This window comes from Chimaeribacter coloradensis (assembly GCF_002858715.1).
GTDB lineage: Bacteria > Pseudomonadota > Gammaproteobacteria > Enterobacterales > Enterobacteriaceae > Chimaeribacter > Chimaeribacter coloradensis.
Genome location: NZ_PJZH01000018.1, coordinates 22,215 through 42,949 on the forward strand (window position 1 = coordinate 22,215; position 20,735 = coordinate 42,949).

21 protein-coding genes are annotated in these 20,735 nt (G+C 64.3%); 17 read left to right on the forward strand and 4 right to left on the reverse strand.

The features are described from left to right. Positions 1-8 precede the first annotated feature (8 nt). Positions 9-1,574, reverse strand: a complete 1,566-nt coding sequence (garD, locus tag CYR32_RS15245; protein WP_101825921.1) for a galactarate dehydratase — start codon at positions 1,572-1,574, stop codon at positions 9-11. Positions 1,575-2,014: 440 nt separating this feature from the next. On the opposite strand from garD, the gene gudD reads away from it, so the two are divergent. The 12 genes from gudD (at position 2,015) to rbsK (ending at position 14,969) form a co-directional block, all read left to right on the forward strand. Next, positions 2,015-3,400, forward strand: coding sequence for a glucarate dehydratase (gene gudD, locus CYR32_RS15250; RefSeq protein WP_101825923.1), 1,386 nt, complete (start codon positions 2,015-2,017; stop codon positions 3,398-3,400). A 28-nt stretch (positions 3,401-3,428) separates the two neighbouring features. Continuing rightward, positions 3,429-4,196 (forward strand): 2-dehydro-3-deoxyglucarate aldolase, encoded by a 768-nt coding sequence (gene garL, locus CYR32_RS15255; protein ID WP_101825925.1) that lies wholly within the window; start codon positions 3,429-3,431, stop codon positions 4,194-4,196. A 68-nt stretch (positions 4,197-4,264) separates the two neighbouring features. After that, positions 4,265-5,149, forward strand: coding sequence for a 2-hydroxy-3-oxopropionate reductase (gene garR / locus CYR32_RS15260; RefSeq protein ID WP_101825927.1), 885 nt, complete (start codon positions 4,265-4,267; stop codon positions 5,147-5,149). A gap of 101 nt (positions 5,150-5,250) precedes the next feature. Continuing rightward, a complete protein-coding gene (locus CYR32_RS15265) occupies positions 5,251-6,393 on the forward strand; it encodes a glycerate kinase (RefSeq protein ID WP_101826004.1) in 1,143 nt (380 codons plus the stop codon). 514 nt (positions 6,394-6,907) lie between these two features. Then, a complete protein-coding gene (locus CYR32_RS15270; protein ID WP_101825930.1) occupies positions 6,908-7,729 on the forward strand; it encodes a DeoR/GlpR family DNA-binding transcription regulator in 822 nt (273 codons plus the stop codon). A gap of 57 nt (positions 7,730-7,786) precedes the next feature. Then, positions 7,787-8,770, forward strand: coding sequence for a substrate-binding domain-containing protein (locus CYR32_RS15275; protein WP_101825932.1), 984 nt, complete (start codon positions 7,787-7,789; stop codon positions 8,768-8,770). 2 nt (positions 8,771-8,772) lie between these two features. Then, complete coding sequence (locus tag CYR32_RS15280) at positions 8,773-10,311, forward strand: sugar ABC transporter ATP-binding protein (RefSeq protein WP_101825934.1); 1,539 nt, start codon at positions 8,773-8,775, stop codon at positions 10,309-10,311. A 76-nt stretch (positions 10,312-10,387) separates the two neighbouring features. Next, complete coding sequence (locus CYR32_RS15285; RefSeq protein ID WP_241523833.1) at positions 10,388-11,368, forward strand: ABC transporter permease; 981 nt, start codon at positions 10,388-10,390, stop codon at positions 11,366-11,368. A 19-nt stretch (positions 11,369-11,387) separates the two neighbouring features. Then, complete coding sequence (locus CYR32_RS15290; protein ID WP_101825938.1) at positions 11,388-12,407, forward strand: ABC transporter permease; 1,020 nt, start codon at positions 11,388-11,390, stop codon at positions 12,405-12,407. Between the two features lie 44 nt (positions 12,408-12,451). Continuing rightward, complete coding sequence (gene alsE / locus CYR32_RS15295) at positions 12,452-13,123, forward strand: D-allulose 6-phosphate 3-epimerase (protein WP_101825940.1); 672 nt, start codon at positions 12,452-12,454, stop codon at positions 13,121-13,123. A gap of 14 nt (positions 13,124-13,137) precedes the next feature. Next, positions 13,138-14,046: an allose kinase gene (gene alsK / locus CYR32_RS15300; RefSeq protein WP_101825942.1), complete on the forward strand. Its 909-nt coding sequence runs from the start codon at positions 13,138-13,140 to the stop codon at positions 14,044-14,046. After that, a complete protein-coding gene (rbsK, locus tag CYR32_RS15305; RefSeq protein WP_101825943.1) occupies positions 14,043-14,969 on the forward strand; it encodes a ribokinase in 927 nt (308 codons plus the stop codon). The genes alsK and rbsK overlap by 4 nt, the downstream gene beginning before the upstream one ends. Before the next feature lie 4 nt (positions 14,970-14,973). On the opposite strand, the gene CYR32_RS15310 is transcribed toward rbsK, so the two are convergent. Next, positions 14,974-15,582: an HD domain-containing protein gene (locus CYR32_RS15310; RefSeq protein ID WP_101825945.1), complete on the reverse strand. Its 609-nt coding sequence runs from the start codon at positions 15,580-15,582 to the stop codon at positions 14,974-14,976. Between the two features lie 192 nt (positions 15,583-15,774). Between CYR32_RS15310 and trhA the strand changes: the two genes are divergently transcribed. After that, complete coding sequence (gene trhA, locus CYR32_RS15315; protein WP_101825947.1) at positions 15,775-16,431, forward strand: PAQR family membrane homeostasis protein TrhA; 657 nt, start codon at positions 15,775-15,777, stop codon at positions 16,429-16,431. 75 nt (positions 16,432-16,506) lie between these two features. Here the strand turns inward: trhA and ygfZ are convergent, their stop codons facing one another. Further along, positions 16,507-17,502, reverse strand: coding sequence for a tRNA-modifying protein YgfZ (gene ygfZ / locus CYR32_RS15320; RefSeq protein ID WP_101825949.1), 996 nt, complete (start codon positions 17,500-17,502; stop codon positions 16,507-16,509). 228 nt (positions 17,503-17,730) lie between these two features. Here ygfZ and sdhE point away from each other — a divergent pair, with 228 nt between their 5' ends. Continuing rightward, a complete protein-coding gene (gene sdhE / locus CYR32_RS15325) occupies positions 17,731-17,997 on the forward strand; it encodes an FAD assembly factor SdhE (protein WP_101826006.1) in 267 nt (88 codons plus the stop codon). Beyond that, the gene (locus CYR32_RS15330; RefSeq protein ID WP_101825951.1) at positions 17,978-18,433 is read left to right on the forward strand and encodes a protein YgfX; all 456 of its coding nucleotides are present in this window, start codon (positions 17,978-17,980) and stop codon (positions 18,431-18,433) included. The genes sdhE and CYR32_RS15330 overlap by 20 nt, the downstream gene beginning before the upstream one ends. Before the next feature lie 6 nt (positions 18,434-18,439). On the opposite strand, the gene fldB is transcribed toward CYR32_RS15330, so the two are convergent. Continuing rightward, positions 18,440-18,958 (reverse strand): flavodoxin FldB, encoded by a 519-nt coding sequence (fldB, locus tag CYR32_RS15335; RefSeq protein ID WP_101825953.1) that lies wholly within the window; start codon positions 18,956-18,958, stop codon positions 18,440-18,442. Between the two features lie 120 nt (positions 18,959-19,078). On the opposite strand from fldB, the gene xerD reads away from it, so the two are divergent. After that, positions 19,079-19,984 (forward strand): site-specific tyrosine recombinase XerD, encoded by a 906-nt coding sequence (gene xerD, locus CYR32_RS15340; protein ID WP_101825955.1) that lies wholly within the window; start codon positions 19,079-19,081, stop codon positions 19,982-19,984. Between the two features lie 42 nt (positions 19,985-20,026). Then, a complete protein-coding gene (gene dsbC, locus CYR32_RS15345; RefSeq protein WP_101825957.1) occupies positions 20,027-20,734 on the forward strand; it encodes a bifunctional protein-disulfide isomerase/oxidoreductase DsbC in 708 nt (235 codons plus the stop codon). The last annotated feature ends 1 nt before the right edge of the window (position 20,735 follow it).

The window sequence follows — 20,735 nt, forward strand, 5'->3', positions numbered from 1 at the left end:
CAGGGCGGTCAGGTCACCGGCGCGGGGTTGAACACCGCCAGCGCGTTATGGATACCCCATCGGTCTGACCAGGTCTGTTTACGGCCGCTGGCGACATCCAGAATCAGCTCGAAGAGTTCCCAGCCCACCTGCTCGATGGTTGCCTCGCCGGTGGCGATCGTCCCGGCGTTGATGTCGATCAGGTCGTGCCAGCGCTCCGCCAGCGCGGTGCGGGTCGCCATCTTGATCACCGGCACTGCCGTCAGCCCGTAGGGGGTGCCGCGCCCGGTGGTAAACACCTGAAGGGTAATGCCGGAGGCGAGCTGCTGCGTGCCGCAGACAAAATCACTGGCGGGCGTGGCGGCAAAGATCAGCCCGCGCCGGGTCGGCCGCTGGCCGGGTGACAGCACCTCGGCAATCGCGCTGCGGCCCGATTTGGCAATCGACCCCAGCGCCTTTTCCACCACATTCGCCAGGCCGCCTTTTTTATTGCCGGGAGACGGGTTGGCGCTGCGGTCGGTCTGCCCCTGTTCGAGGTAATTATCGTACCAGGCCATCTCCTCCAGCAGCCGCCTGCCGACCTGCTCATCCGCCGCGCGCGGCGTCAGCAGGTGAATGGCATCCCGCACTTCGGTCACTTCTGAGAACATCACCGTTGCGCCGCAGCGCACCAGCAGGTCAGAGGCAAATCCGACTGCCGGGTTGGCGGTCACGCCGGAGAAGGCGTCGCTGCCGCCGCACTGCATTCCCACCACCAGTGATGAGACCGGGCAGGGCTGGCGGCGGCGGCGGTTCAGCCGTTGCAGGTGGCGGTCGGCGGTCTGCAAAATGTCATCCACCATCGCACCGAAGCCGACATGTTGTTCATCCTGCAACCGCACCACGCTGGCGGCGTCCAACGACAGCGGCTGCACATCCGGCGTGCCGGTCAGCAGCCGCTCCGGTTGCAGCTTCTCACAGCCCAGGCCGACCACCAGGATCTCGCCGCCGAAATTGGGGTTCAGGGCGATGTTGTGGATGGTGCGGATCGGGATCACCGCCGCCGGGGCGTTGATCGCCACGCCGCAGCCGTAGAGGTGGTTCAGCGCCACCACGCCGTCAACGTTCGGGTAGCGCGGCAGCAGATCGCGCTCAATCAGTTTCACCACATGGTCTACCACCCCGGCCACGCAGTGCACGCTGGTGGTGATCCCCAGCAGGTTTTTGGTGCCGGCGCTGCCGTCCTCATTCAGGTAGCCGTCGAAGGTGTAGCCCTCCAGCGGCGGCAGCGGGGCAGGGACGCGGGTCGCCAGCGGCAGGCTCTCCAGCGGCGGCGCGGTGGGCAGCGTCACCAGGGATTCATCAATCCAGCTGCCCTGCGCGATGTCGCGTTCGGCATAGCCGATGATTTCGCCGTAACGCACAATCGCGCCCCCGGCGGGGATAGCGCAGAGTGCCACTTTATGCCCCTGCGGGACGTGCTCGGTCAGCGTCAGCCCATCGGCGAAGCGTGTCCCGGCTTTGAGGCCCAGATCGTTGACCACAATCGCCACGTTATCGTCTTCATGCACTTTGATATAGAGCGGCTGGCCGGAGGAGGCGGGGGGCGTAAGCATGGTGACATCCTTATGTTGCTGATGACCGGTTAAAAGAGTCGGCGGCCGCAGCGGGCCGCGCCAGTCAGCAGTATACGGGAGCCTTAGCAGCCTAATCATTATGCGGATGACCGAACCCCGCGCCGCTTTTCCCCCGGTTTCTGGGCAGGCGACCAACCGGGCGTGAAGGCCATCACGCCGCGGCCGCGCCGCCTTTCGTGAACTGCGGCGCAGTCTCTTGGGCAGATGCCACAACCCCGCCGGTTAATTCGTGCCAATCCTGTTCTTTTGTCCAATGTGTAACGCCGGGGCGCTTCTTATACTTTTTGCTGTTTGTCGCCGCTGACCACGGCAGCCCGGCCTGAACGGCCGCCTGGCCCCGGCTTCTGCATAACAATAATGACGTTCCGGCAGCCGCCGTTCCCGGCCTGCCGGCCCGATGGACAAGGAGGATTCACCGCATGAGCCATAACGCCCCACACGTCGCCCCACTCTCCGGCACCGCCTCACGCCCCGACACCTCAGCCCCCCGGATCACCACCATGCGGGTGATCCCGGTGGCCGGCCATGACAGTATGCTGCTTAACCTGAGCGGGGCGCATGCGCCGTTCTTCACCCGCAACATTGTGGTGCTGGAAGATAACGCCGGGCGCACCGGCGTGGGCGAGATCCCCGGCGGCGAGGCGATCCGCCGCACGCTGGAGGAGGCGCAACCGCTGGTGCTCGGCCGGACGCTGGGCGAGTATAAAAATGTGATGAATGCGGTGCGCCACCGGTTCGCTGACCGCGACGCCGCCGGGCGCGGCACCCAGACGTTTGACCTGCGCACCACCATCCATGTGGTGACCGGCATCGAGGCGGCAATGCTCGACCTGCTCGGGCAGTTCCTCGGCGTCAGCGTCGCCTCGCTGCTCGGCGACGGCCAGCAGCGCAGCGAAGTGGAGATGCTCGGCTACCTGTTCTACATCGGCGACCGCACCCGTACCGGGCTGCCCTACCAGAGCCAGCCGGACGATCGCTGCGACTGGTACCGCCTGCGCCACGAAGCGGCAATGGACCCGGCCGCCATTGTGCGGCTGGCCGAAGCGGCGTATGAAAAATATGGCTTCAACGATTTCAAGCTGAAGGGCGGCGTACTGGCCGGGGCGGAAGAGGCGGAGGCGGTCACGGCGCTGGCCCAGCGCTTCCCGCAGGCGCGCGTCACCCTCGACCCGAACGGGGCCTGGTCACTGGATGAGGCGATCTCCCTGGGGCGGCAACTGCGCCATGTGCTGGCCTATGCCGAAGACCCGTGCGGCGCGGAGCAGGGCTTCTCCGGCCGTGAGGTGATGGCGGAGTTCCGCCGCGCCACCGGCCTGCCGACCGCCACCAATATGATCGCCACCGACTGGCGGCAGATGGGCCACGCGCTGTCGTTGCAGTCGGTGGACATCCCGCTGGCTGACCCGCACTTCTGGACGATGCAGGGCTCGGTGCGCGTGGCGCAGCTCTGCCACGAATTCGGCCTCACCTGGGGCTCCCACTCCAATAACCACTTCGACATCTCCCTGGCGATGTTCACCCAGGTGGCCGCGGCTGCGCCGGGGCAGATCACCGCCATCGACACCCACTGGATCTGGCAGGAGGGCAACCAGCGCCTGACCCGCTCACCGCTGGCGATCCGCAACGGCAAGGTTCAGGTGCCGGAGGCACCGGGGCTGGGCGTGGAGCTGGACTGGGATCAGCTGATGAAAGCCAACGAACTCTACAACATCCACGGGCTGGGCGCGCGGGATGATGCCGCCGGGATGCAGTTCCTGATCCCCGGCTGGACTTTCGACAATAAACGCCCCTGCCTGGTGCGCTGAGCCGCCCGCAACCTCAAGGAAACTGACCATGACCGCGACTTACCCTAATCTGTTCCGCCAGAAACTGTTGCAGGGCGACACCCTGATTGGTTGCTGGTGCGCCCTCGCCAACCCCACCTCCGCCGAAGTGCTGGGGCTGGCCGGGTTTGACTGGCTGCTGCTGGACGGCGAACACGCCCCGAATGACATCACCACCTTTGTGCCGCAACTGATGGCACTGAAAGGCAGCCCGAGCGCCGCGGTGGTGCGGCCGCCCTACAACGAGCCGGTGATCATCAAACGGCTGCTGGACATCGGCTTCTACAACTTCCTGATCCCCTTTGTCGAGACGGCGGAGCAGGCGCGCAACGCGGTGGCCGCCACCCGTTACCCGCCGGCGGGCATCCGCGGCGTCTCCGTCTCCCACCGCTCCAATAACTACGGGCTGGTGCCGGAGTATTTCACCTCGATCAACGACAACATCGCGGTGATGGTGCAGATCGAAAGCCGGCCCGGCATCGACAACCTGGATGAGATCGCCGCGGTGGACGGCATCGACGGCATCTTCGTCGGCCCCAGCGATCTGGCCGCGACCCTGGGCTACCTTGGGCAGGCCAACCACCCGGAGGTGCAGGCCGCCATCCGCCACATCTTCGAGCGCGCCAAGGCGCACGGCAAACCCAGCGGCATCCTGGCGCCGGTGGAAGCGGATGCGCGCCGCTACCTGGAGATGGGCGCGACCTTTGTCGCCGTCGGCAGTGACCTCGGCATCTTCCGCGCCGCCACCGTGGCATTGTGCGACCGCTTTAAAAAATAAGTTTTCCTGCGCGCTGCGGCGCGCCCCTGTTTCCACGCGTCAGCGTGTTTTCTCAAGAGGAATGAACCATGAAGATTGGTTTTATCGGGCTGGGCATCATGGGCAAACCCATGGCCAAAAACCTGCAAAAGGCCGGTTATGAACTGGTGGTGCTGGACCACCACCCGGAAAACATCCGCGCCCTGACCGAAGGTGGCGCGGTGGAAGCCGCCACGCCGCGCGAGGTGGCGCAGCAGAGCGACATCATCATCACCATGCTGCCGAACTCGCCGCAGGTCAAAGAGGTGGTGCTCGGTAAAGAGGGCGTGATTGAAGGGGCGAAAGCGGGCACGACGCTTATCGACATGAGCTCCATCGCGCCGCTGGCCAGCCGCGAGATCGGTGAGGCGCTGGCGTCCCAGGGCGTGGCGATGCTTGACGCCCCGGTCAGCGGCGGCGAGCCGAAAGCGATTGAGGGCACGCTGTCGGTGATGGTGGGCGGGGACAAAGAGGTGTTTGACCGCTGCTACGAAGTGATGAAAGCGATGGCCGCCTCGGTGGTGCACACCGGCGACCTCGGCGCGGGCAACGTCACCAAACTCGCCAACCAGGTGATCGTGGCGCTCAACATCGCGGCGATGTCCGAAGCGCTGACGCTGGCGACCAAAGCCGGGGTCGAGCCGGATCTGGTGTTCCAGGCGATCCGCGGCGGGCTGGCGGGCAGCACGGTGCTCGACGCCAAAGCGCCGATGGTGATGGATCGTAACTTTAAACCGGGTTTCCGCATCGACCTGCATATCAAGGATCTGGCCAACGCGCTGGACACCTCGCACGAGGTAGGCGCGCCGCTGCCGCTGACCGCCGCGGTGATGGAGATGATGCAGATGCTGAAAGCGGACGGGCTGGAGAAGGCCGACCACAGTGCGCTGGCCTGCTATTATGAGAAATTAGCGAAAGCTGAAATCACCCGGTAACCGGCCCGGCCGGGGCGGCGCGCAACACGGCTGCCCGGCAGGATTCAGAGGGCAGGGCACGGCCCCTGCCGCGTTACAGGATGTTGATGAAAGGGTTATCTATGAAAATTGTCATTGCACCGGACTCCTACAAAGAGAGCCTGTCCGCGCTGGAGGTGGCGACCCAGATCGAGGCCGGTTTCCGCGAGATCTTCCCGCAGGCGGAATATGTGAAACTGCCGGTGGCGGACGGCGGCGAGGGCACGGTGGAGGCGATGGTGGCCGCCACCGGCGGGCGCATTGTGCGCGTCAGGGTCACCGGCCCGCTCGGCGACCCGATCGAGGCGTTTTACGGCCTCTCCGGTGATGAGCAGAGCGCCTTTATTGAGATGGCGGCCGCCAGCGGGCTGGAGCAGGTGCCCCCGCACCAGCGCAACCCGCTGCGCACCACGTCGTACGGCACCGGCGAGCTGATCCGCAACGCGCTGGACCACGGCGTGAAACACTGCATTATCGGCATCGGCGGCAGTGCCACCAACGACGGCGGTGCCGGCATGGCGCAGGCGCTGGGGGCAAAACTGCGTACCGCGCAGGGCGATGAGCTTGGCCACGGCGGCGCGGCGCTGGCGGAGCTGGCAAGCATTGACGTCTCTGAACTCGACCCGCGGCTGGCGCAGTGCCAGATCGAAGTCGCCTGCGACGTCACCAACCCGCTGACCGGCGAACAGGGGGCCTCGGCGATTTTCGGCCCGCAGAAAGGGGCGACGCCGGAGATGGTGACGCAGCTTGACGGCTATCTGGCGCACTACGCCGGGGTGATTAAGCGCGATCTCGGCATTGAGGTAGACACGGTGCCGGGTGCCGGGGCGGCGGGCGGCATGGGCGCGGCGCTGCTGGCGTTCTGCGGGGCCGACCTGCGGCGCGGCATTGAGATCGTCACCGAGGCGCTGGGGCTGGAGGCGCTGGTCAAAGACGCGGATCTGGTGATCACCGGCGAAGGGCGCATCGACAGCCAGACCATCCACGGCAAGGTGCCAATTGGCGTGGCAAAGGTCGCCAAGCGGTACAACAAGCCGGTGATCGGCATTGCCGGCAGCCTGACGGCGGATGTCGGCGTGGTACACCAGCACGGGCTGGACGCGGTATTCAGCGTGCTCTACACCATCTGCACCCTTGATGAGGCGCTGGAGCATGCCGGTGACAATGTGCGGATGACCGCGCGTAACATCGCGGCCACCTGGAAGCTCGCCAGCCCCGGCTGCTGATTTCTATCCCCGATGAAACATGGCCTGCCGGCTTGCCCCGGCGGGCCATTTTTTTGAAATTAAGAACGGTTGCCCTGCTGTTTCTTCCGCTTATTACCGTTTCCCCCCTCTGTACACCCCCATAACGGGCATTTTCCGCCCGGTTTTTAAGTGAATTTTGTGGCGCAGCGCAACCGGTTTACCGTACGTGCCGCCTGCGTTGTGGCTACGCTTTACAGGCGGGGCGCAGGTCAGAAACGGTCATCGCCACAGAAACGGGCACGAACGGTCAGGGAAGGGCGCGAGGGATTGTGACCGTTTACAACTTCCCGCCTGAGGTGGGGGCATCAAAAACCCCGGTTATCTGCACGCCACCACACAGATCAGAACATTAACATTTCACGCCTTTCCCCTTTTCCGTGAGCTGCATCACGTGCTGTGCCGGGCAAATGCGCACGCCCGGCGGCTTTGACCCCTCCCGCAAAATCCCATTGACCCTTTACGTATCGTAATCACATCAGCCAGGAGAAGACCCATGTTGCCTGTAGAACGCCATCGCTTTATCGCCGACCTCCTCAGCCAGCGGGGGCGGGTGCTGGTCCAGGAAGTGGCCGAGCTGTGCCGGATTTCGCTGGAGACCGCCCGACGTGACCTGACGCTGCTGGAGCGGCGCGGGGTGCTGCTGCGCAGCCACGGCGGCGCGGTCTACATCGACACCCCCACGCCGGAGAAGCGCCCGCTGTCGGGGCAGATTGAGCAGGGGGAGTCGTTCCGCCAGCGCAGCAACCAGGCACCGGAGATGAAAACCCGCATCGCCAAACGGGCGCTGGGCTTTATCGAACCAGGTGACTGTCTGCTGCTCGACAGCAGCTCCACCAGCTGGTTTCTGGCGCGGCAGATCCCGGACATCGAACTGGTGGTGCTGACCAACTCGCTGCACATCATCCAGACGCTGGCCGCCAAAGCCAATGTGCGCACCATCGGCCTCGGCGGTGAGTATTCGGCGAAGTATGAGGATTTCATCGGTGTGCTGGCCGAGCAGATGCTGAAGGAGTTTGTCATCAACAAGGTCTTTTTCTCCTGCCACGGCCTCAGCCCGGAGGGGGGCATCCGTGAGAGCAACGAACACCACGCGCGGCTGAAACAGCAGATGCTGCTCGCCTCGGAGCGCAAATTCCTGCTGGCGGACGCCACAAAATTTGGCCGCCGCTCGTTCGCCCGCATCTGCCACTACCGGGAGATCGACACCCTGATCACCGACCGGCTGGACGATGAGGAGTTCCGGCAGGAGCTGGCCTGGAACAACGTGGATGTGATTGAGGTGGCCCCGGCCGCCCAGCGCCGCCGGGGCGGCTAACCGTAACCCACTGATCGCAACGGGTGGCGTCCGGCCACCGCTTATGGAGAGAACATCATGAAAAAATCGGTACTGGCCTGTCTGTTTGCTTCGGCGCTGCTCTCTGTGTCGGCGCACGGCGCGGAGAAGATCCGCATGGGCGTGGTGGTGAAGATTGGCGGCATCCCGTGGTTTAACGCCATGGAGGCGGGCATCAAAAGCGAGGCGGCCAAACGCGGCATCGACGCCTGGCAGGTCGGGCCGACCGCCGCCGACCCGGCGTTGCAGGTGCGGGCGATTGAAGACCTGATCGCGCAGAAAGTGGATGTGATAGGCGTGGTGCCGAACGACGCCAAAGTGCTGGAGCCGGTGCTGAAACGGGCGCAGGCGGCGGGCATCAAGGTGATTGTGCATGAGTCGCCGGGGCAGAAATTTGCCGACTGGGATTTCGAGCTGGTGGACGCCAAAGACCACGGCATCAACCACATGAAGGCGCTGGCCGCCTGCATGAAAGAGCAGGGCAAATATGCGGTCTACGTCGGCAGCCTCACGGTGCCGCTGCACAACCTCTGGGCGGACTCCGCCATCGACTACCAGAAAGCGCACTACCCGAAAATGGAGATGGTGGCGGACAAGTTCGGCGTGGCCGAATCGCTGGATGACACCATGCGCACCACCAATGACCTGATGGCCAAATACCCGGATCTGAAAGGGGTGGTGGCCTTTGGTTCCCAGGGGCCGATTGGTGCCGGGCGCGCGGTGATGAACCGCGGCAAAACCAACGACATCTGCGTCATCGGGCCGTTCAGCCCCGGCCAGGGGGCATCGCTGGTGAACCGTGGCGCGATCAAGGGCGGCTACATCTGGAACCCGATGGTCGCCGGGGAGGTGTTTGTGCGGGTAGCGGACATGCTGGAGAAAGGCGAGAAGATCACCGACGGCATGACCATCGAGGGCATGGGCAAAGTGAAAGTGGATGAAGCCAACCACACCATTCTGGGCAATGCGACCGAAAGCCTGGACAAAGCCAACCTGCCGAAACTGGTCAAAATGGGGCTGTAATCATGGCAATTGCTGAGACTCTCCCGGCCGGTGCGCCTGCCGCACCGCCCGGCACCCAGCCGCTTATCGACGTGCAGCAGCTGTCGATGACCTTTGGCGGCCAGCGGGCGTTGAATGAGATCGCCCTGACGCTGATGCCGGGCGAGGTGCACTGCCTCGCCGGCACCAACGGCTGCGGCAAAAGCACGCTGATCAAGGTGATCTCCGGCGTCTACCAGCCGGACGCCGGTTGCCGCATCACCCTCAATGGGGAGACGTTCCGCCGCCTGACGCCGGACCAGGCCCGCGCCTTCGGCATCCAGGTGATCTACCAGGATTTGTCGCTGTTCCCCAACCTGACGGTGGCGGAGAACATCGCCTTTGAGCACAACCTGCACGGCCTGTTCGGCTGGTTCCGCCCGGCGCGGCTGCGCGCCACGGCGGAACGCATCCTGGCGGAGCTGAACTTCTCGCTCGACCCGGACAGCCTGGTCTCTGAGCTGCCGATCGCCCAGCGCCAGCAGGTGGCGATCTGCCGGGCGCTGGTGGCGGAGGCGCGGCTGGTGATCATGGATGAGCCGACCGCCTCACTGACCCGCACCGAGGTGAACCAGTTATTGCGCACCGTGCACTACCTGAAAAGCCGCGGCATCAGCGTGGTGTTCGTCAGCCACCGGCTCGACGAGGTGCTGGAGATCTCCGACCGGGTGACGGTGATCCGCGACGGCAGGAAAGTCGGCACCTTCCCGGCGGCGGAGGTGACCAGCCAGCGCCTCACGGAGCTGATGACCGGCCTGACCCTCGACTACAAGCTGAAAGGGGCGAACCGCCACGCCGGGCGCATCATGCTGGAGGTGGAAAAGCTCAGCCGCGCCGGGCAGTACCAGGATGTCAGCTTCAAACTCCACCAGGGCGAAGTGCTGGGGCTGTGCGGGCTGCTCGGCTCCGGGCGCACCGAGCTGGCGCTGAGCCTGTTCGGCATGACCCGGCCCGACAGCGGCAAACTCTACCTCGACAGCAAACCGGTGCGCTTCCGCAGCCATGAAGACGCCATCAAAGCGGGCATCGGCTACGTCTCCGAAGACCGGCTGACGCTGGGGCTGGTGCTGCAACAGTCAGTGGCGGACAACACCGTGCTGGCGATCCTCGACCAGCTGCGCGGCCGCTTCCACCTGATCGACGAGTACCGCAAAAACAAACTGATCCTGCAATGGATCGAGAAGCTGGGGGTAAAAGTCGGCAACCCGGATCAGGCGATCTCCACGCTCTCCGGCGGCAACCAGCAGAAGATCGTACTCGCGAAGTGGGTACTCACCCAACCGAAAATCCTGATCCTCGACTCGCCCACCGTCGGGGTGGACGTCGGGGCCAAAGCCAGCATCTACGCGCTGATCCACCAACTGGCGGACGAGGGCATCTCGGTGCTGCTGATCTCCGACGAAGTGCCGGAAGTCTACTTCAACTGCGACCGGGTGCTGCACGTCAGCGAGGGGCGCATCCTCGGCGAATACCTGCCGCAGAACATCAGCCAGCAACAGCTTGCGGAGGCGGTCAATGCTTGATGTTAACTCCCCGTTACCGGTGAAAAACTCACCGGACAAGAAAACGGCCCCGGCCAGGAAAACCGCAGCCAATCCGCTGCGCCGCCTGCTGCCGCGCCATAACGAGGGCTACCTCGCCTGGGTGCTGGTGGTGGTCATCGTGACCTTTTCGCTGCTCAGCGACCAGTTCCTGACGCTGCAAAACCTGCTCGACCTCAGCGAGAGTTACGCGGTGAGCGGCATCTTCGCCCTCGGGCTGTTTGTGGTGCTGGTGACCGGCGGCATCGACATCTCGTTCGCGGCGGTGGCCTCGGTGGTGCAATACCTGATCGCCACCCTGGCGATGAGCTATGGCCTCTCAAACCCGGCGCTGAGCATCGCGCTCGGCGTGGCGGCCGGGGCGCTGCTCGGCATGTTCAACGCCCTGCTGATCTACGGCCTGCGCATCGTCTCGATCATCGTCACCATCAGTATGCAGGCGCTGCTGTTCGGCATGCTGATGTGGCTGACCAACGGCCGCAGCCTCTACGACCTGCCCGAATGGTGGACGATGCCGCTGCAGGTGCTGCCGTTCAGTGCCGGCGGCCAGACCTACCAGATCGGCCTGCCGCTGCTGGTGATGCTGGCGGTGGCGCTGTTTACCTGGCTCCTGCTCAACCGCACCCACCTCGGCCGCCAGCTGTTCGCCATGGGCGGCGATCAGGAGTCGGCGCGGCGCATCGGCATCCGCGTCGGGCTGCTGCACCTGTTCGCCTACGGCTACCTCGGCGCGATGGCGGCGCTGGGCGGGCTGGTGCAGGTCTACCGCGTCGGTGAGGTGGTGCCGAATGCGCTGGTCGGCGGCGAGCTGGATGTGCTGGCGGCGGCGGTGCTCGGCGGGGCGAGCCTCAACGGCGGCAAGGGCAGCGTGGTCGGCACGCTGATGGGCGTCTTCCTGATCGGCATGCTGAAAAACGGCCTGAACCTGATCGGCGTCTCCAACTACTTCATGAATGTGGTGATCGGCATCGTGATTGTCGCCGCCATCACCGTGACCCACTACAAAAAGCGCAAAGAGACCGACGTCGGCTTTGTGTAACGCCATCCCCGGAGGGGCTATGTTCAAACAGATCAACAAGGTGGACAGCACCACCCGCAGCCTGCTGGCGCTGCTGGTGCTGGTGGTGGCCGGGTTCAGCCTGGCGCTGCCGGGGCAGTTCTTCAACGGCGGCACCTTTATGAGCGTGGCGTTCCAGCTGCCGGAGCTGGGGCTGCTGACGCTGGCGATGTTCATCCCGATCCTCAGCGGCGGCCTGAACCTCTGCATCATCGCCACCGCCAACCTCACCAGTCTGCTGATGGCCTGGGTGTTCCTGACCTGGCTGCCGCCGGAAGCGGGGCTGGCGATGCAGGCGCTGTGGCTGGTGGTGGCGCTGGCCGGGGCGATGCTGCTGGCGGCGCTGATCGGCCTCTTCACCGGCGCGCTGGTGGCTTACATCGGCGCGCACCCGATTCTGGTGACCCTCGCCACCATGACCATGGTCAACGGCCTCGGCATCTACCTGACACGCGGCGCGGCCCTGAGCGGGATGCCGGAAATTGTGCGCTTTATCGGCGCGGAAACCGTGCTGGGAATGCCGGTGCCGCTGATCATCTTCCTGGTCACCGCCGCGCTGCTGGCGCTGTTCCTGGAGAAAACCCGGCTCGGCAAAACCATCTACATGAGCGGCAGCAACATCAACGCCACCCACTTCAGCGGCGTGAACACCCACCGGGTGCTGATGGCGATCTACATGATCTCCAGCCTGCTCTGCGTGATCGCCGGGCTGGTGATGATGGCACGCTTTAACTCCGCCCGCATGGGCTACGGCGACTCCTACCTGCTGCTGACGGTACTGGCGATCATCCTCGGCGGCACCGATCCGTTCGGCGGCTTCGGCCGCGTCAGCGGGGTGGTGCTGGCGCTGATCGTGTTACAGGTGATCGCCACCGGCCTCAACCTGCTTAACGTCAGCCCGCATTTCAGCCTGGCGATGTGGGGCGCGGTACTGATCCTGGTGCTGGCGGGCAAATTCTTCCGCCAGCACTACCTGCAACGGCGGGCGGTGCGCCGCAGCGCCGCGCAGGCCCGGCGCTGACCCTTTACCTTTCACCTTATCCTTTACCCCTGGGGACATTGATCATGGAATACAAAATTTCGCCCTCACTGATGTGCATGAACCTGATGGAGATCCGCCAGCAGCTTGAGGTGCTCAACCGCCGTGCCGACATGCTGCACATCGACATCATGGACGGCCACTACGTGAAGAACATCACCCTGTCGCCGTTCTTCATCCAGCAGATCCGCCCGCACACCCCGCTGGTGCTGGATGTCCACCTGATGGTGGAAAACCCCACCGATTTCATCCAGCCGATCGCCGAGGCCGGGGCGGACTTCATCTGCCCCCATGCCGAAACCATCAACCGCGACGCCTTCCGGGTGATCAACCAGATCCGCACGCTGGGCAAGCAGGTCGGCGTGGTGCTGAACCCGGCGACACCGGTGGAGTACCTGCGCCACTACATCCACCTGCTGGATAAGATCACCGTGATGACGGTCGACCCGGGCTACGCCGGGCAACCCTTTATCCCGGAGATGCTGGAGAAGATCCGCCAGTTGCGTGACCTGAAACGGGAGCACGGCTACCGCTACCTGATCGAGATCGACGGCTCCTGCAACACCGGCACCTACCACGACCTGATGGCCGCCGGGGCGGAGGTGTTGATCGTCGGCAGCTCCGGCCTGTTCAACCTCGACAGCGACCTGGACGCGGCCTGGGACAAAATGCTCGATCACATGCGCCGGGCGGCGTAAACGCGGAGAAGCGTATGCAGCAATTTCTTGGGGTCGACATCGGCGGTACGCACACCCGGCTGATTATTATGGATTCACAGCAGCAGTTCAGCGGCTACCGCAAGGTGAAAACCGCGGACTGGGCGCAGCAGCCGCAGCCGTTACAGGGGCTGACTGAGCTTATCGGTGCCGCGCTGCCCGCCCTGGGTGACACGCGGGTGATGCTCGGCCTGCCGGGCATCCTGTCACGCGACCGGGCGCGGGTGCTGTCACTGCCGTTTATCCCGGCGCTGGACAACCAGCCGGTGGCGGCGCAGCTGGCGCAGGCGCTGGGGGTGGAGGTGCGCATGGACAAGGACGTCAACCACCTGATGTGGTGGGACTTAACCCGCCTGCCGCAGCTGCCGCGCGTGGCGGCCGGGGTTTACCTCGGCACCGGCATGGGCAACAGCCTGTGGCTGGACGGCGCGTTCTACCACGGCGCGCACGGGGCGGCGGGCGAGCTGGGCCATATTCCCTGGCCGGGGCTGGAGACGGCGTGCCGCTGCGGCAAACACGGCTGCGTCGAGAGCGTCACTGCCGGGCACTGGCTGGCGGCGTGGACTGCGGCGCGCGCCCCTGAGACGGCCATCGGCGCGCTGTTTGCGACGCTGGGCGAACACCCCGATTTGCAGGCGTTTATCACCCGGCTGGCGCAGGCGATCGCCACCGAGATGAATATCTTTGACCCGGAGCACCTGGTGCTGGGCGGCGGCGTGCTGGCGATGCCGGGCTTCCCGCAGGCGTCGCTGGTGGCGCAGATCCGCGCCCACCTGCGCGCGCCGCAACCGGCGGCGGGGCTGGCGATCACCTTCAGCGACGTCACCGACGAGACCGGCTGCCGCGGTGCCTGTCTGGCGGCCGCGCGCGATCTGGCTTTTTCCGGCAGCAGGAGGCAGGCATGAGCAACAAAGTATGCGTTTTTGGGTCATTTAACCTGGATATCGTCGCCGGGATGGCGCGTTTCCCGCAGCCGGGCGAATCCCTGATTGCGCGCACCAGCATGATGGGCGCAGGCGGCAAAGGGGCCAACCAGGCGATTGCGGCGCTTAAGGCCGGGGCGCGGGTGCACTACATCGGCAAGGTGGGGCGGGATGATTTCGGCCAGTTTGCCCGCCGCCACCTCGACAGCGCCGGGTTTGACGCCGTGACGCTGTTTTCCACCGGCGAGCGTCCCACCGGCAACGCACTGATCTACGTGGCGGGGGAGGATGCGGAAAACATGATTGCGGTTGACCCCGGCGCGAACCTCACGGTCACCGATCAGGAGATCGACCAGTGCCGCCCGGCGATTGCGGCGGCGGATATTCTGCTGACCCAGCTCGAAAATAACCTCTCGGCGGTGACGCGGGCGATCGCGCTGGCGCGGGAAGCGGGCACCCCGGTGATCCTCAACCCGGCCCCGTTCCAGCCGGTGCCGGACACGCTGTTGCCGCAGCTCTTCCTGCTGACGCCGAATGCCACCGAGTGCTCGCTGCTCAGCGGCGTGACGGTCACGGATGTGCCCTCTGCCCGGCAGGCGGCGGAGGTACTGCACCGCAAAGGCGTCGCGGCGCTGATTATCACCCTCGGCACCCAGGGGGCGCTGCTCTCCATGAACGGCGAGACCACGCTGATCCCCGCCTGCCGTGCCACCCCGGTAGACACCACCGGCGCGGGGGATGCGTTTAACGGGGCGCTGGCGGCACGGCTGGCCGCCGGGGCGACGCTGATTCAGGCGGCGCGCTTCGCCTCCGCCTATGCGGCGGTCTGCGTGGAGCGGCCGGGCGCGGCCGCCTCGATGCCGGAGTACGCCGAGGCGCTGGCGCGCCAGCAGGCGTGCGCCTGAGGGGTTATTTCAGCCAGCCCTGCTGCTGGGCGGCGTGCAGATGGGTTTCCAGGTGACGCCACAGCTCCGGGTGGACGTCACCGATAAAGGCGTTGCGGCTCAGCACCTGCTCCAGCCGCACGCCGTTCTCTACCCAGCTCTGCCCCTGGTTGTTCAGGTTCATGATCACCGGCAGCACCCGGTCGATCAGCAGCGCAAAGCGCGCTTCCGCCGTCTCGCCCGCCTCATACTCATGCCACAGCGCCAGGAACCGGCTGTGCTGCGGCTCCGGCAGCAGGCCGAATAAACGCACGGCAGCGGCCTGCTCTTTCTCTTTCACCGCGGCGCGCCCGGCGAGGTCATACACCAGCACATCCCCGGCGTCGATCTCCACGATGTCATGCAGCAGCGCCATCTGAATCACTTTTTGCAGGTCGACCGCTTCCCCGGCGTAGGGGGCGAGGCTCATCGCCGCCACTGCAAAGTGCCAGCTGTGTTCGGCGGAGTTCTCCTGCCGGGTGGTGCCGAGCACTTTGGTGCGGCGCTCCACGGTTTTGAGCTTGTCGATCTCCATCAGGAAATGGAACACCTCGGTCATGGAACCAAAATCAAGGGCAGGGGATAGCAACGACATGGCGACTCCTGGGAAAACAGTGAAAAGTGATTATTCCGTTAACAGCGAGTATTTCGTTAACGGCGTGTTATGACAAGGTTTCGCCGTTTATTTTTAGCGTACACGTGTACACTGAAACCATTCTCAGCTAGGCTACGCCTGTTACTGGATAAGGTCGGTTGTTAAATTTATGCTGAGAGGAACCGCAACACGATGACGGATACCGTTACCCGCGAGAAGCCTGCCGCGTACCCGTGGGCGGAGGAGATTGCCAACAGCATCAGCCACGGCGTCGGCCTGCTGCTGGGCATTATCGGCACCATTATGCTGCTGGCCAAAGGGTGGGGCGCGGGGGTCACGGCGGCGGCCCTGATCAGTTACGGCGTGTACGGCGGCAGCATGGTGCTGCTCTACCTGGCCTCGACCCTCTACCATGCGATGCCGCAGCCGCGCGCCAAATACTGGCTGAAGAAGATTGACCACTGCGCCATCTACCTGCTGATCGCCGGCACCTACACGCCGTTCCTGCTGGTGGGGCTGAACTCGCCGCTGGCGCAAGGGCTGATGGCGGTGATCTGGGCGCTGGCGCTGATTGGCGTGCTGTTCAAACTCGCCTTTGCCCACCGTTTTGAAAAGCTGTCACTGATCACCTACCTGCTGATGGGCTGGCTCTCGCTGATCGTTGTCTACCAGCTGGCAGTCACCCTGCCCTGGGCGGCGGTGGCGCTGCTGGCGCTCGGCGGGGTGGTCTACAGCCTGGGGGTGATCTTCTACGCCTCGGAGCGCTGGCGCTTCGGCCACGCCATCTGGCACCTGTTTGTGCTGGGCGGCAGCCTCTGCCACTTTCTGGCGATCTATCTTTACGTCTGATAAGACGCACGTGTGATGAAAAGCGCGCATAAAAAACGGAACCCTCGGGTTCCGTTTTTTTTCAGCGCAGGACGCTTATTTCTCTTCCACCAACGAATAGGGCAGCGGCTGGATCGCCAGGGTGCCGCTGGTCTCTTCCCGCACGCGGAACACACTGTCGGGGGCGAGATCGTTGTTCATCACCACCTGCACCCAGAGGGTGCCGTCGCTGAGCTGCACTGCCGCCAGCACCGTGCCGGTGCGCCGCCAGTTTTCGCCCATCTGCATCTCCAGGTCTTCCCCCGCCGCCGGCACCCGCGCCGCCTGGCCGGCCAGCCAGTAGAGAGCGCGCTTGTTGGCCCCGCGGTATTTGGCGCGCGCCACCATCTCCTGCCCGGCATAGCAGCCTTTGCTGAAGCTGATGCCCGCCGGCAGCGCCTGAAGGTTGGTCGCCTGCGGGATAAACTGCGCGCTGTTGGCGCTGTCGATCACCGGGTAACCGGCTTCGATGTCCAGCGCCAGCCACTGCTCGCTGTCGTTGAGCTGCGCCTGCCCGCCCAGCTTCTCTACCAGCGCCGCGGCTTTCTCCGGCGTGGTCACCAGCAGGTAGCGCTCGGCCGGCAGGGCGAAATAGAGCAGCGTCGAGTCACCGGCCTGCACCACCGGCTGCTGCGCCGTCGGAAGCTGGTCAAACACCCCGGCCAGCGCGGCGCGCGCCTGGAAACCGGCCACGCCCAGCAGCGCCGCCTGATCCCCGGCGGCAAAGGTCACTTTGGAGAACACCGCATACTTCTTGATTTCAGCGAGCTGGCTGTCACGCACGCTGCGGCGCTCCAGATAGGCCCAGCCGTCGCCGTGCGGGAAGAGGCGCAGGTTACTCCACATTTTGCCTTTGGCGTCACAGTGGGCGCACAGCACATGCTGGTCAGCGCCCAGCGACGCCAGATCGGCCGTGACCTGGCCTTGCAGGTAACTGACCGTGTCAGCGCCGGTGACCGTCACCAGCGCCCACGCCTCCAGCGAGATCAGGGTCAGGGGCAGATGGGAAGACGCGGACGGTTTTTGCGGGGGAAACGGGGTGGTATACGCCATATAAGGTTCCTGCCAGTAGAGGGGCCATAAGGGTTTGCCTTAATGGTAAAAGAGGTGCCGGGGATTGCAACAGGTATTCGTGGCATCGGCCGCGCAGAAGGATGCACACCGCCGCCGCCGGCTCTTTTTTCGGCATGTGCCGAATTGCCACGCCGGAGTGCGTGCAGAATGTTAAAATCAATTTACAATGATGAACTTCCCCTGACAGAAAAAAGGCCGGTAAAACACATGGATATTAATAATAGGGCGCGCATCCACTGGGCATGCCGCCGCGGTATGCGTGAGCTGGATATCGCCATCATGCCGTTCTTTGAACATGAATATGACACCCTGAACGACACGGATAAGCAGCTGTTCGTCCGCCTGCTGGAGAACGACGACCCGGATCTGTTCAACTGGCTGATGAATCACGGCGCGCCGCAGGACAGCGAATTGCAGCGCATGGTTACCCTGATTCAGACGCGAAATAAAGACCGTGGCCCAGTGGCGATGTGATGTCCGCGTCTCCTGGCGTACCCAGCTCTTCTCCCTGTTCCTGCATGGCGGGCTGATCCTGCTGGTGCTGCTGGCCCCGTGGCCGGAGGGCTACCTGCTGGTGTGGCTGTCGCTGGTGGTGCTGCTGGTGTTCCAGTGCATCCGCAGCCAGAAAAACATCTCCGCGCGGCACGGGGAGCTGGTGTTCCTCTCGCCGGGGCAGTTGCGCTGGAAACAGCGTGAGTGGCAACTGGTGCGCGCGCCGTGGCAGCTGCGCAGCGGCATGATCCTGACGCTGCAACCGCTGCCCAACGGCACGCGGCAGCCGTTCTGGCAGCGCCGCCGCCGGCGTCTCTGGCTCGCCTCTGACGCCATGACGCCGGCGGCGTGGCGCAGCCTCTGCCTTTATGCGCGCCAGCCGGGCGCCTCGCCCGGCGCGGGCCACGGCAGCGCCTGACGGGCGTTACAGCAGCGGGGCCATCTCTTCGAGGATCTGCTCGCACCACTGCTGGATGCGCTCATCGCTCAGGTCGTACTGGTTGACCTCATCCAGCGCCAGCCCGACAAAGTGTTTGCCGTCCGGGGTGACCGCTTTGGGGCTGGTGAACTCAAAGCCGTCGGTGGGCCAGTAGCCGATAAAATGCACGCCTTTCGGCTTCAGCTGGTCATACAGCAGGCCGAGGGCGTCGAGGAACCATTCGCCATAGCCGAGCTGGTCGCCCATGCCGTACATCGCCACAATCTTGCCTTTCAGGCTCAGCGTGACCAGCTGGTTCCAGACCGCCTCCCAGTCCTCCTGGATCTCGCCGAAATCCCAGGTGGGGATGCCGAGGATCAATACCGGGTACTCTTCCATCAGTTTGGGGTCGGCATCGCGCAGGTTGTGCAGGTCAACCAGCTCCTCGCCCAGGATGTCGCGGATTTTTTCTGCTGCCATTTCGGTGTAACAGGTGCTTGAACCGTAAAACAGACCAATCTTCATCTTTATGTTGCCATTTGGTTACTGAATTGCAGATAAGGTGAGTGTATCAGATTTGGCCCACGCTTTTGCGCGCTGATAAGGCATAATGGCGGGCGAATTTACCTCATCCCGGGAGCCAGCGTGACAGAGCATGAGCACGATCACAGCCTGATTGAACAGTTCCTTGATGCCCTCTGGCTGGAGCGCAATCTGGCACAGAACACCCTCGATTCCTACCGGCTGGATTTACAGGCGCTGGCGGCCTGGCTGCACCACCATCAGGCCACACTGCTGACCGCCGACGCCCCGGCGCTGCAGGCGTTTCTGGCCGAACGGGTCGAGGGCGGCTACAAGGCCAGCAGCTCGGCGCGCCTGCTCAGCGCCATGCGCCGCCTGTTCCAGTACCTCTACCGCGAAAAGCAGCGCAGCGATGACCCGACGGCGCTGCTCTCGTCGCCGAAGCTGCCGCAGCGGCTGCCGAAAGACCTCAGCGAGGCGCAGATCGAGGCGCTGTTGCAGGCCCCCAGCACCGAAAACCCGCTGGAGTTGCGTGACAAGGCGATGCTGGAGCTGCTCTACGCCACCGGGCTGCGCGTCTCGGAGCTGGTGGGGCTGACGCTGAGCGACGTCAGTTTACGGCAGGGCGTGGTGCGGGTGATCGGCAAAGGCAATAAAGAGCGGCTGGTGCCGCTGGGCGAGGAGGCGATCCACTGGCTGGAAACTTACCTGGAGTTCGGCCGCGGCTGGCTGCTCAACGGCCAGGCCCTCGACATCCTGTTCCCCAGCAACCGCAGCCAGAAAATGACGCGCCAGACCTTCTGGCATCGCATCAAGCACTATGCGATCCTTGCCGGCATTGACAGCGAGCGGCTGTCGCCCCATGTGTTGCGCCACGCCTTCGCCACCCATCTGCTGAACCACGGCGCGGATCTGCGGGTCGTACAGATGTTGCTGGGCCACAGCGACCTCTCGACCACCCAGATTTACACCCACGTGGCGACGGAACGGCTGAAACAGCTGCACCAACAGCATCACCCCCGCGCCTGAGTGCCGGGTGAACTCTTCAGACTTACGCACAAGGAACAGACCATGAAAAACCGTTTTGTGTCGCTGGCGCTGCTGACCGCCGTGCTGTGCGGCACCGCGCAGGCGGACGACGCCGCCATTAAAGCCAGCCTGAAAGGGCTGGGCGTGCAGCATGTTGAGATCCTGCCTGCGCCGGTGGCCGGGCTGAAAACCGTGCTCACGGAAAACGGCGTGCTCTACACCACCGACGACGGCCGTTACATGGTGCAGGGGCCGCTGTATGACGTCAGCGGCAAGCAGCCGGTGAACACCACCAACCGCCTGCTGCTGGACAAGCTGAACAAACTTGAGCCGGAGATGATCGTCTACAAGGCGGCGCACCAGAAACATGTGATTACGGTGTTCACCGACATCACCTGCGGCTACTGCCACAAACTGCATGAGCAGATGAAAGAGTACAACGATCTGGGCATCACCGTGCGCTATCTGGCGTTCCCGCGCCAGGGGCTGGAGTCGGTGACTGAGAAGCAGATGCAGGCCATCTGGTGCGTGGCTGACCGCAACAACGCCTTTGATGAGGCGATGCGCGGTGAGAAAGTCTCCCCGGCCACCTGCAACACCGACATCGCCCGCCACTTCGAGCTGGGCGTGCAGTTCGGCGTCTCCGGCACCCCGGCCATCGTGCTGGAAAACGGCAGCATGGTGCCCGGCTACCAGCCGCCGAAAGAGATGGCGGCGATGCTGGATGCCCAGAAATCCGCACAAAATTAAA